The following is an 11,414-nucleotide window of genomic DNA, read 5'->3' on the forward strand; positions in this document are numbered from 1 at the left end:
CACGAAACAATGGTGGTCGAGCAATGTTTCGTGCTCTTTTGCCGCGACGTTATCGCAGTGAAAACTGGTGCTCACCGCGAGACAATCGGCACGGTGAGCTGGTGACGGGGATCACACGAAATAGAACGTGAGCCCGAGGACGGCATAGATGGCCAGCAGCTGCAGGCCTTCGTACCACGTCGACTCGCCGCGTTGGGTGACCTCGTTGGCGATGATGATCGCCAGGAAGATCGCTCCGACCTCAAACCCGTTAAACACCAACGCCATTGGGAACGGCCCGAGGAAGAATGACGCCAGCACCAACACCGGAGCCACGAACAGGGCGATCTGGGCGGCCGAACCGACGGCGATGTTGATGGAGATGTCCATCTTGTCGCGGGTGGCGAAATACACCGCGACCCAATGTTCGGCGGCGTTGCCGACGATCGCCACGACGATCACGCCGACGAAGAACGGCGAGAGCCCGATGGCGTCCGACGCCTCGGTGATCGAGTGCACCAGGATCTCGGACATCCATCCGACGGCGGACCCGGCGATGGCGAGCATGAGCACGCTTTTGCGCACCGACCACGGTTCGCCGCCATGGTCGTCTTCGTCGTGGGAGGGATTGAACAGGTGAGCGTGGGTTTTCAGCGAGAACACCAGCCCTGCGGCGTATGACAACAGCAGCACGACGGCGACCCCGACCGACAACGCCTCAAGATCGCCGGGAAACGCCACGGCCGTGGCCGTCGGTTTGGGCAGGCCGCCGCCTGCGACCAGCTGAAATATCGCGGGCATCACCAACGCGACCGTCGCGAGGAGCAGCATCAGCGACTGGGCGGTGGCAGCGCGCAACTCGAAGCGTTGCCGCTCCCGTTTCAGGCCGCCCGCCAGCATCGACATCCCAAGGACCAGCAGGACGTTGCCCAGAATCGATCCGACGAGCGATGCCTTGACCACCTCCTGCAGCCCGGCGCCAAGCGCGAACAACGCGATGATCAGCTCGGGGGCGTTGCCGAACGTGACGTTCAGCAGGCCGCCGATGCCGGGCCCCGACCGCGCCGCCAGCTCCTCGGTGGCGCGTCCCATCAACGCCGCCGTCGGGATCACGCCCAGGGCTGAGGCGAAGAACACCAGCACCGCGTTGGCGTGCATCAACTCGAAGACGACCGCGACCGGGATGAACGGGACGAGCAGGTACGGCCAGCCCTCGCCGGTCAGCAGGAACGATCGACGTTCGGCCGGCGCGGCGTCGGTCTCCATGCGCTGTTCTTACAGCTCGTCGGGTTTGACCGCCAACACCGGCTTGGGGCACTCCAATAAAAGCTGCTGCGAGACGCTGCCCAGCAAGAGCTTGCCCGCCGGGTTGTGGCTCATCTGACGAGCCGGTATTCGCCCGCAGGGATGTCGGTTGTATTGTTAGTCGAGCCGCAGTCCGGTATCAGGGTGAAATGCGTGTGTCTGCTCGGGGCGTACAGCGACGCTGATGGTATCGCCGATACGAGGCAACACGTCCCCGTCGGCGCGGATAACGAATTTCTTCTCGGCAACGGGATCGTCGCTGGCGAGCCTGCCGTAGATGTATTCGTCGGCACCGAGCTCCTCGATCAGGTCGACTATGAGTCGAACTCCCTCCTCATCTGAAGTCAGCGAGAACGCTTCTGGGCGTATGCCGAGTGTGATGCTGCTGAGGTTGGCCGTGCGTGCCGCGTCAATGATCGTGCGTGATAGAGGAATAACCGTGTTGCCCAGCCGTGCGCCTGATTCAGTTAGGGCGGCCGAGCGCAGGTTCATCGCCGGCGACCCGATGAACCCTGCGACGAATGCGTTGACGGGGCGGGCGTAGAGGTTGCGTGGCGCGTCGACCTGCTGCAGCACTCCGCCCTTCAGTACAGCGACGCGGTCGCCCATGGTCATGGCCTCGACCTGATCGTGGGTCACATAGACGGTGGTGGTGCCCAGCCGTGCCTGCAGTGCCGCGATATTGGCGCGCGTCTCCACGCGCAGTTTGGCGTCGAGGTTGGATAGCGGCTCGTCCATCAGGAAAACACTCGGTTCGCGGACGATCGCTCGTCCCATTGCGACACGTTGGCGTTGACCGCCGGAGAGTGCCTTGGGCTTACGGTCCAAGTAGGCCTCCAGATCGAGCAGTTCGGCCGCTCTACGAACTTTGGCATTGCGTTCATCTTTGGACACGCGTTGAAGTTTGAGCGCGAAGCCCATGTTCTCGGCGACGGTCATGTGTGGGTACAGCGCATAGTTCTGGAACACCATCGCGATATCGCGGTCCTTGGGCGGTTTCTGGGAGACGTCTTGTCCGCCGATGCGAATTTCGCCTTCATCGACGTCTTCGAGCCCGGCTATCATCCGCAGCGCGGTCGACTTTCCGGATCCGGAGGGGCCGACCAGCACCATGAACTCGCCGTCGGCAATATCGAGGTCCAATTCGTTCACGGCCGGGATCGGGTTTCCCTCGAAGATCCGTGAAGCGTTGACGTACTGTACAGCGGCCATAGCATGTCCTTTCGTGGGGGTTTGACTGAGCAAGCGGTGTACGCGGAGTTCGCGTGTCGGCGGCTATTTGACGGCGCCGAACGCCAGGCCGGAGACCACCCGGCGTCGCAGAACTAGCACGCAGACGACGATCGGGGCGGCGATCATGCATGAGGCCGCGGTCAAGTTGCCCCACTGCGTTCCGTACAGACCGGTGAATTCCTGCACGCCGACTGGGCTCGTCTTGGCGGCGGCCCGAGTCAGCGACAGTGCCAGCAGGAACTCGTTCCACGACAGGATCAACGAAATGATGCCGGCTGTCGCCACGGCGGGCATCAACAGCGGAGTCAGGATGCGCCAGACGATTTGGCGGCGGTTGGCGCCGTCGACCAGGGCTGCTTCCTGTACCTCGATCGGGATGCTTTCCAATGAGCTGCGCAGGATCCATATGGCGATGGGCAGGTTAAACGCGGCATAGGGAATGATCAGCACCGGATATGTGTCGATCGCCCCAATGTTGCCGGCGATGATGAACAGCGGGATGACGGCGACAATCGGTGGGAACATGTAGGTGGACAGGATCCATGATGACACGCCCTTGCTGCGTCGAAACTCCTTGAGTGTCAGCGCATATGCTGCGGGTACGGCGACTGCAATCGTCAGAATGACCGCGCCGATGCTCACCGCTGCGCTGTTGAACAGCAGCCGCCCGAACGTCACCGAACTGCCTGCGCCGATGGACAGAACCGAGCTGTAGTTCTCGATAGTGGGATCGAACAGCCATGTCGGTGGGATGGTTCTCGTCACGCCTTCCGGCTTGAGGGAAGTGATGACCAGGAACACGATCGGCACCATGGCGACTAGCAGCGCCAGCCAGAGCAGGGACCGTCCGGCGTAGCGGGGGAGGCGACTGAAGTTACTGTGCGTGGTCATGGGTCATCCCTTTTCCGGTTCGGCGTTGCGTCCGACGACGCGAAGCAACAGGGGTACGAGTGCTGACAAGATGAGGAGGAATACAAGTCCGACCGCCGAGGCCGCGCCGATCTGGAAGCTCTGTAGTGCCGTGCGGTAGATGCCTAGGTTGATGATCTCGGTCGAATCGCCTGGGCCGCCGCCGGTGAGCACCTGGAAAGAGTCGAAGGTTTTGAACGCCTGGATCGACCGCAGTACAACGGCGATCGCGAGGAACGGCGTCAGCATGGGAAGCGTGATGTACCGGAATGTCTGCCAGGGCCCGGATCCGTCTACGGATGCAGCTTCGTAGCACTCCTGTGGCAGAGTTTGCCGGCCGGCCAGGATGATGAGTGCCACGAACGGCGTCCATTGCCAGACGTCCAGGGCGACCAATGCGATCCAGGCGGTGCTCGGATTGGCCAGCCAGTCAAAATTTTGAGGAAGCAGCCCAACTTTGGACAGGTAATAGTTGACCCATCCGTAGTTCGGATCGATCAATTGTTTGAACACCATTGCCGACACGACCGGCGTCACGGCGAACGGCAGCAACAGTAGCGTGGCGGCCACGCCGTTGGCTCGGGTCTTCGGCGCCAGTGCCATTGCGAGCGCCACTCCGATGACCAATTCGATAGCGACGGCGATCGCAACGAAGGCCAACGTCACCAGCAAGCTGTGGTGGAACCCAGCGTCGGTCAGCAATTCCTGGAAGTTGCGCAAGCCGACAAAGCGGCTCTCGCCACCGAACAACTGGATGTTGTGCAGGCTGGAATAGATCAGGAAGATGGCCGGACCTACCGTCATCGCCAGCAATAGAATCATCGCCGGTGACAAAAGTGCCCAACCGATCGATCGTCCGCGTCGTGCGAGTGTGCCTTTGCGCCGTGATGATTCGGGGCGGTCGTCACCCACGAGTGGATGGTTAGTGCTGGGCGGTTCGGTACGTGTTTGGGAAGTCATGAGACCACCCGCCTCTCAGTTCGATGGAACGGTGTAGTCGGCTTTTCGGAGGCTGTCGCTCACGTCGGCCACCGCCGCCTTTAGCGCGGATTGCGGACTGACGCGTCCTGCGACCGCGTTGTTCACCTGCACCGCGATGTCGTGGCTGACTTCGGTGTAGTTGGTGAGACGGGGTCGTCCGACACCGACGTTGAGTGACTTGCCCAGCGCGTCGTAGAAGTTGCCGTACTTGTTTGTGAGGTGGGCGTCGTTGGCGGCTTTGTTGTACACGGATGTCCGCGTCGGGTGGAGCTCTTGTTCGACCATCGTCATCTGTTGATTAGCGGCGGTGATCCATGTGATCGCCTGGTAGGCCCACTCTTTGAACCGTGAGTACTTGTTGATGCTCAGCACATACGAGCCGAAATGGGGCCCTCTCGCCAATCCTTTAGGTACGACGGCGTACGCGATCTCGCCCCCCTTCGCGGTGTCACTTAGTTCGAAGGTGTGGTAGTTGCTGCTCATGACGGTCAGCCCGCCGTCGAACATGGAGGCGGTGTCGTCCCACGATGCCGATTCGCTGCCGGGTGGAACGATGTTGTACTTGTCTACGAGATCGCGCATGAATTGCAGTGCTTGCACTCCGGCAGGCGAATCGAACGCCATCTGTAGGTCGTCGGTGAGCATGTGGCCGTCACCGCCGAAGGCGGCAAGGTAACTCTTGAACTCGCATGCGGCCCAGTCCCCGACGCCGCCCATCAGGGTCGTCCCGTAGAGGCGCTGCGTCGGGCGGGTGAAGAACCGACCGACCGTGATGAGGTCATCGAGCGTTTCCGGCACGGTCAGTGGGCGGCCGTGCTGTTGCCGGAACGCCACCTGCTCGTTGGCGTCGTCGAATATGTCCTTGCGGTAGCCCATCGTCAGCACATTTGCTTGGATGGGCAGGCCCAGCACCTCGAAACCCTTGGAGGTGATCGCGTCGATGTTGGGTGTGGCTTCGGAGTCCGGGTAGTGCACTGCGGGATCGTCCACCTTGAATACGGCCGAGTCGTAGAACACCTTCGGCACGAAGTCGTCGATAGCGGGATCAGCCAGCTGGTTGAGCTTCGGATCGCGCAGATACTTGCTCATCGGTTCGAGGACGTGTGTGAGCGTCGGGGCCCAGGGTGTGTCGACGATGATGATGTCGTAATACGAACTGTGCGTGGCGAGTTCGGAGAAGACCTTCTGTTGGAGCGCGTTGTAGGGTTGGGTATCCAGCGTTAGATCAAAACCGAAGGCCTCGCGAAAGGCCGGAAGCAGGCTCTGGACTGCTGCTGCGTTGGCTTCAACGGTGGCATACAACGCGCGCAGACCTGAGGGACGCCCCGACTCGCTGAGGTGGGTATCGCCCGGAAGTCCGAGCGTACATCCGGAAAGGGCGGCAGTACCGGCCACAGCACCGGCCACACCGGCGTAATTGAGGAATCGCCTGCGGCTGATTATGTGAGCATTCATCGTTGCCTCGCTTGTTAGATGCGCGCTAAGCAGGACCGCACGTAGGCATCGGCCGCCGCCAGCTCGTTGGTGACCTTCTTCATCGACCAGCCGTGCGTGCCATGACATTTCAGGCTGGCCGGGCCTTCGAACCCCACTTGCTTCAGCGCCGCGAGCGGGACGGTATGGTCGAGGCGGCCGTTTGGACGCGGTAGCTGATTTTCGCCTGGGCCGAAATTTAGGCCGTCGACACCGTGCCGGTAGGCCAGATCGATGTCCCAGATGTAGTAGTAGAAGAGGCGTTTGCGCTCGGCGAGGAAGGTGATCGCGTCGCTGATCGTCTCGCCCATTACCCACAGGTGCGGTGGGGCGACGCAGACCCCGAGATTGGGGTGATCGATGTCGGCGATGAGCCGTTTGATCTGGTCGAGGCTGTCCACCCCTTCGTCCCAACGCTTGTCCTCGTTGCCCCCGGCCTCGAAGTCGGCGCTGAACGGAACCGTAAGGTGGTTTTCGACGGCGATTCGGACGTCATTGCGTTCGGCGGCCTGTACCAGGGGCGGCAGAAAGCTGGAGACGAAATCGCTGTAGTTCGCTTCGCAGTCGAAGATCACGGTGTCGATCCCGAGTTCGCGCGCGAATTCGATGCGCTCCAGCATCTGCTCCTGGTTCTTGCCGTACATCGTTAGCCCGCAAGGTTTGACGTTGTAGCGCGCGAGGATCGACAGGATCTTCCCCGGGTCGTCTCCCGGATTGACGTGGGAGGCCAGCGGACTCGCCGATGACCAGAGGTTGACTTCGGTGAAGCCGATCTCGGCCAATTCCCGGATCGAGTCCTCCAGTGGGTAATCGTGGTAGGGCAGGATCTCTGCGGTGTAGCGGAACATGGTGACTCCTTTGATGTGTCGAGGTGCGGGGCACTGGTGCCGGATCATGTACCTGGTCGGTGGTTAACCACCCCAGGTGAAGACGGCCTTTTCCGTTTCGCGTTGGTCGAATGCGCGGAAGGCCTCTGCTGCTTCGCTGAGTGGGAACCGGTGCGTCACGAGTTGCTCTACGGGCAGGTTCTGCTCGGTGACCAGACGGACGATCTCGGCCCATTCGCCGAGCGGGAAGTACCAGCCGCCGACCACGGTGAGCAGCTTGCGGATGATTTGGTCGCTGGGGTTGATTTCGGTGGCTCGCGACTCTCCGACGAAGGCCACCGCGCCCAGTTTGGCCGCCGCATTCAGACAGAGGTTTTGGCCAATCGGCGAGCCTGAGCAGTCGATGGCGCTATGCACTCCCCGCCCGCCGGTCAGTTCTAGTATCTGCGCGAGCGCGTCGCTCTCCGAGCTGTTAATTGTGCTGTCGGCGCCGAGTGCGCCGGCAAGCTCCAACCTCGTCTGCATCAGGTCGACGGCGATCACCCGGGCGCCCAGCGCCTTCGCGACGACCACTGCCGCCGCCCCCATCGGGCCCAGGCCGACCACTGCCACGGTCTGGCCGCCGCGCACTTCGAGCACTTTCTGGGTGTGGTACTGGCTACCCACCATGTCTGTCATCAGTGCGCCCGCTACGAAGGACACCTCGTCGGGAAGTGGCAGGCAGTTGCGTGAGGGCACGACGAAGAAGTCGGCATCGCCGCCGTCGATGTCGAAGCCGAGACACCGCCATTGCGCGCAAAGCATCATGTAGCCGCTGTTGCAATATTCGCAGTGTCCGCAGCCGACCGGCAGGTAGCCGGCGACGCGGTCGCCCGCTTCGACACCCGCCACTGCGGGTCCCACCTCGACCACAGTTCCCGCGGGTTCGTGGCCGGGTACCACCAGGCCCTTCCCCGCGGACGCGCCGCCGACGATGTGGGATTGACCGGTGTAGAGACCCATGTCGCTTCTGCAGATAGCGGAGGCCCGGGTTTGGACGAGTACCTCGCCTGGCCCCGGCACCGGGATCGGCCGCTCATTGATCTCTACCTGCCGATCACCGGGAAGCAGAACAGCATTCATGGTGGTTGTCATATGAGAACCTCTCGTTTCTTGAGTTCAAACCCGGCATGGACGGGCAACGCCTTGCTCGTCACCCGCTTGGCCTCGTCTGAGACCAACCAGGCAACAACATGGGGAATGTCTTGCATCGGTATCGGCATCGGCTCGACCGGCATGAGGTTGCCGCGTATGGCATCACCCAGCTCCCGGTTCTCCTCCAGCCGCGTGCCGCCGAACCCGTTGTTGGACATCGGGCTATCCGCGTCGGTCGGATTGGTCGTGTTGACTCCGATGATTCGGGGCGCCAGCTCGCGGGCAAGGGTTCGCATAAGCCCAAGAGCGCCTCCCGTGGAGACCGCCACCTGTCGTTGAGGTTTCTCATTTGATCTCATTCATCAGCCATTCGGTCACGCCACGATCAGCGGGCGCAGGGTTCGGTGGGCGATCTGCAAGCCGAGTTCGATACGGTCCTCGGTGCCGCCCCAGATCGGGTCCTCGTGCTCGACCGACAGCACGCCGTCGAAGCCGCCCTCGTAGAGCGCGTCGACCAAGCGACGCCAGTCGACCGCGCCGAGGCCTGGTACTCGGTAGCGCCACCAGCCGACGTCCCACGGGTCCGGCCGGTCGACCGCTTTGCCTGGATAGCCGAATCGGTTGCGCAGGTGGGGAAATGTCTCGATGTCCTTGGCTTGTGCGTGCGGGATTCGGTCCAGGTAAGGGCGGACGGCCTCGATCGGGTCGATGCCCATCCACATCAAGTGCGACGGGTCGTAGTTGAGGTAGAGGCCGAGGGAGAACATCCACTCCCACAGCTCGGGCGAGTAGGCCAGGTTGCCGGGGTAGCCGTCCGGGTGCCAGCCCTCCATCACGCAGTTCTCGATGAGGATCTTCACGCCCCGCTCGCCGGCATGGTCGACGAGGGGTTTGAAGACACGCTCCGCGTCGCGGAGATTCTCGGCGACCGTCTTGGTCGGGTCACGTCCGACGAACGTGCCGACGGTGGGGCAGCTGAGCATCGCCGCGGCGTCGATGCACGCAGCGACGTGCCGATTGACGGCGTCCCGCTCGACCGGATCAGGGTGCAGGTTGTTGTCGTAGTAGGCCAGCGAGGAAAGGGTCAGACTGTGCCGATCGAACAGATCGGCCACCCGGTCGGCTCCACTTTGCTCGAAGTCTTCGATCAACAAGTGGCTAGCGGTGAACGGGCGGTTGCCCCGCGCGGGCCAGGAGGCCACTTCGAGCGCTTCGAAACCGGTCTTCGACGCCCAAGCGGCGATGTCGTCGAGACTACGGTCGGGCAGGCAGGCGGTGAGGAAGCCGAGTTTCATGCCGCTACCTCCTCCCAGTTTTCTGTCGCGGCGGACCGGATTACGGCGTCGGAGATGGCAGCGGCCCGCAGGCCGTCGACGAAGGTGGGCAGACCGTCGGGCCGGTCACCGCGCACCGCGGCGTAGGTGTCGGCGACGAAGGCGTTAAAGCAGTCCTGGTAGCCCTGAGGATGGCCGGGCGGGAGCACCGAATATCGCTGCGCCTGTTCGGATTGGGCGTCGGCGCCGCGGTGCAGTATCAGGTTCTGCGTAGCGGTACCGATCCAGAGGTGCTCGGGGGCTTCCTGGTCGAAGGAGTAGGACGCGTGCTCGCCGTCCAGGGAGAACCACAGCCGGTTCTTCCGGCCCGGTGAGATTTGGCTGACCACCAGGCTGCCGGATGCGCCGCGATCGGTGTCGAACAACACGGTGGCGCCGTCTTCGGTTGTACGGCCCGCAGAGCGGATCATGCGGGCGGCCAGCCTGGTAATCCGATGCCCGGTGACAAATTCCATCAGGTCGCACCAGTGCACGCCGATGTCGGCGAACGCGCGGGAGGTGCCGCCGACGGCCGGGTCGACGCGCCAGTTCGTGGCTGCCGGATCCGCAAGCCAGTCCTGGAGGTACGAACCGTGGAGCAGCCGCAGTGCGCCAGCGTTGCCGGCGGTGATTCTGGCGCGGGCTTCACGCACTGAGGGGTAGTAGCGGTACACAAACGGGACGGTTGCCACAGAGGTGCGCTCGGCAGCGTGGGCCGTCAGCATGCGGGCGTCTTCGAGCCTTGTGGCAAGCGGCTTTTCACAGATGACGTGCTTCCCTGCGGCGAGGGCCCGGCGGGCCAGCGGTAGGTGCTGGTCGTTCGGCGTGCAGATGTGCACGATGTCAACGTCGTCGGCGTCGATGAGCGCCTCGGCTGTCTCCGCCGCCGCGGCCCCGAGCCGCTCGGCGGCTTCGATTGCACTACGTGGCGTCGACGCCGCCACCGTGGCCACCGTTGCCCCGCTCGCTCGAACTGCGTGGGCGTGCACAGTCCCGATGAATCCGGTGCCGATGATTCCCGCTCGCAAATGATCCGTCATCAGTTCCTCCGCGCGAGCGCGACAGCGACGACATCGACACCGGTATAACCAGCCGACGCGACCATGCTCTCGATGACGTTGGCGGCTGTCTTTCCCAAGCCCAGTACGTGCAGGGAGAAGGGACCCTCGTGGTCGCCGATTCGGTGCATTCCCTGGGTGACGAGGGCCTCGATCCGGGAAACGTCGGGGCTTTCGGTGAGAATGGTCATTGGGTGTCCTTTCGGGTGGCTTGACTGCGGGTTCGGAGGTTGGCGCTGCTCAGTGGACTGAGCAAGCGGCGATCTGGTCGACGATGGGTGGTCGGGCTCGTTGGGAGAAGCGGGAGTGGGTGCCGAAGGTGTGGTGGGCGGACACCAGCGGTGGGCAGCTCTCAGGACGTCTCAGGGCCGCGCGGGTGGCCGAACCTAGCCGCGAGTACCAGGTCGACGCGCTCCGGGCCCTGGGCTGTCTCGAGCTCGAGGTACGGGCGGCCGTCCACCGCGACGTGCAGGGCCGCATTCCAGGCGCTGGCCAGGTTCTCAGCGTCTCGCATGCTGGCCACCTGTCGCGCGCTCATACCTACCGACGTCGTCACGGCCGCTCCGCCCGGCGGCGGATGAACCCTTGCGGCCTTGCTGAGCTTGGTGAACAGTCCGAACAGCAGCAGATGGTCGCCGCCCTCGACGGTGTCGGTGGTGTTTCCCTTGAGACAGATGTAGGACATGGGTGTTTCCCTTGAGTTCGCCGCGATTCGGGTGGCTGTTGAGAGGGCGGGGCTAGCGGGGGATGACCGGTGACTCGGCGACGAATTCGTCATGGGTGGTCGGGGTGCCGTCGATAGCGTCGTAGGCGGCTTTGGAACGTCCCAGCACACTCATCAGCGTGGCGGGGCCGAAGAAGGGCTCGCCGCCGATGTGCCAGCCGTCGGGGTGCAGCTCCTCGATCAGGACCCAGACGACCTCGCGGAATGCCTCAGATCCTTCGAACTCGACCATGACGTCGGTGAGTCTCGCGGCCATGTCGTGCTTCTGCTTTTCGGTAAAGACGCCTTCAACGAGTTTGACGTTGACGAACGGCATGTGCTGCTCCTCCGGAACTAGTCAGCGGTGTGACGCGGTGGTGAGGCCGATGCCTCTGCGAGCAGCGTCCGGCAAGACGGGGCCTGGTCGCATCGGTGTGACCCCAGTAAGTGCCCAGTGGAGATGCGCTCGTTCATCCGTGCCGACGCGTGGCGGACCGTA

Annotated in this window: 13 protein-coding genes and 1 pseudogene; all 14 read right to left on the reverse strand. The window is 63.1% G+C overall.

The window, feature by feature from the left end; genetic code table 11:
• Positions 1 to 111 precede the first annotated feature (111 nt).
• Complete coding sequence (gene cax / locus MYCSM_RS18415) at positions 112 to 1,245, reverse strand: calcium/proton exchanger (protein WP_015307672.1); 1,134 nt, start codon at positions 1,243 to 1,245, stop codon at positions 112 to 114.
• Between the two features lie 9 nt (positions 1,246 to 1,254).
• Positions 1,255 to 1,350: pseudogene (locus tag MYCSM_RS36080) on the reverse strand (universal stress protein); the annotation flags it as partial.
• A 51-nt stretch (positions 1,351 to 1,401) separates the two neighbouring features.
• Positions 1,402 to 2,496 carry an ABC transporter ATP-binding protein gene (locus MYCSM_RS18420; RefSeq protein ID WP_015307673.1) on the reverse strand — a complete coding sequence of 365 codons (1,095 nt, stop codon included), beginning with the start codon at positions 2,494 to 2,496 and terminating at the stop codon, positions 1,402 to 1,404.
• Positions 2,497 to 2,559: 63 nt separating this feature from the next.
• Positions 2,560 to 3,408, reverse strand: coding sequence for a carbohydrate ABC transporter permease (locus MYCSM_RS18425; protein WP_015307674.1), 849 nt, complete (start codon positions 3,406 to 3,408; stop codon positions 2,560 to 2,562).
• A 3-nt stretch (positions 3,409 to 3,411) separates the two neighbouring features.
• Positions 3,412 to 4,230: a carbohydrate ABC transporter permease gene (locus MYCSM_RS18430; RefSeq protein ID WP_157681354.1), complete on the reverse strand. Its 819-nt coding sequence runs from the start codon at positions 4,228 to 4,230 to the stop codon at positions 3,412 to 3,414.
• A 171-nt stretch (positions 4,231 to 4,401) separates the two neighbouring features.
• Positions 4,402 to 5,862, reverse strand: a complete 1,461-nt coding sequence (locus MYCSM_RS18435) for an extracellular solute-binding protein (RefSeq protein WP_015307676.1) — start codon at positions 5,860 to 5,862, stop codon at positions 4,402 to 4,404.
• Between the two features lie 14 nt (positions 5,863 to 5,876).
• Positions 5,877 to 6,662: a sugar phosphate isomerase/epimerase family protein gene (locus MYCSM_RS18440; RefSeq protein WP_198344954.1), complete on the reverse strand. Its 786-nt coding sequence runs from the start codon at positions 6,660 to 6,662 to the stop codon at positions 5,877 to 5,879.
• A gap of 129 nt (positions 6,663 to 6,791) precedes the next feature.
• The gene (locus MYCSM_RS18445) at positions 6,792 to 7,841 is read right to left on the reverse strand and encodes a zinc-binding dehydrogenase (protein ID WP_015307678.1); all 1,050 of its coding nucleotides are present in this window, start codon (positions 7,839 to 7,841) and stop codon (positions 6,792 to 6,794) included.
• A complete protein-coding gene (locus tag MYCSM_RS18450) occupies positions 7,838 to 8,200 on the reverse strand; it encodes an SDR family oxidoreductase (RefSeq protein WP_083906308.1) in 363 nt (120 codons plus the stop codon). Before MYCSM_RS18450 ends, MYCSM_RS18445 begins: the two co-directional genes overlap by 4 nt.
• Positions 8,201 to 8,215: 15 nt before the next feature.
• Positions 8,216 to 9,136: a sugar phosphate isomerase/epimerase family protein gene (locus tag MYCSM_RS18455; RefSeq protein WP_015307679.1), complete on the reverse strand. Its 921-nt coding sequence runs from the start codon at positions 9,134 to 9,136 to the stop codon at positions 8,216 to 8,218.
• A complete protein-coding gene (locus tag MYCSM_RS18460) occupies positions 9,133 to 10,194 on the reverse strand; it encodes a Gfo/Idh/MocA family protein (RefSeq protein WP_015307680.1) in 1,062 nt (353 codons plus the stop codon). The genes MYCSM_RS18455 and MYCSM_RS18460 overlap by 4 nt, the downstream gene beginning before the upstream one ends.
• Positions 10,194 to 10,403, reverse strand: coding sequence for a hypothetical protein (locus tag MYCSM_RS18465; RefSeq protein WP_015307681.1), 210 nt, complete (start codon positions 10,401 to 10,403; stop codon positions 10,194 to 10,196). Before MYCSM_RS18465 ends, MYCSM_RS18460 begins: the two co-directional genes overlap by 1 nt.
• A gap of 161 nt (positions 10,404 to 10,564) precedes the next feature.
• On the reverse strand, positions 10,565 to 10,897 hold the full coding sequence (locus MYCSM_RS18470) for a hypothetical protein (RefSeq protein ID WP_015307682.1): 333 nt from the start codon (positions 10,895 to 10,897) through the stop codon (positions 10,565 to 10,567).
• 52 nt (positions 10,898 to 10,949) lie between these two features.
• Entirely contained in the window at positions 10,950 to 11,252 is a 303-nt protein-coding gene (locus tag MYCSM_RS18475) for a tautomerase family protein (RefSeq protein WP_015307683.1), read from the reverse strand.
• Positions 11,253 to 11,414: the final 162 nt, after the last annotated feature.

The sequence above is a fragment of the Mycobacterium sp. JS623 genome, from assembly GCF_000328565.1.
Taxonomy (GTDB): Bacteria; Actinomycetota; Actinomycetes; order Mycobacteriales; family Mycobacteriaceae; genus Mycobacterium.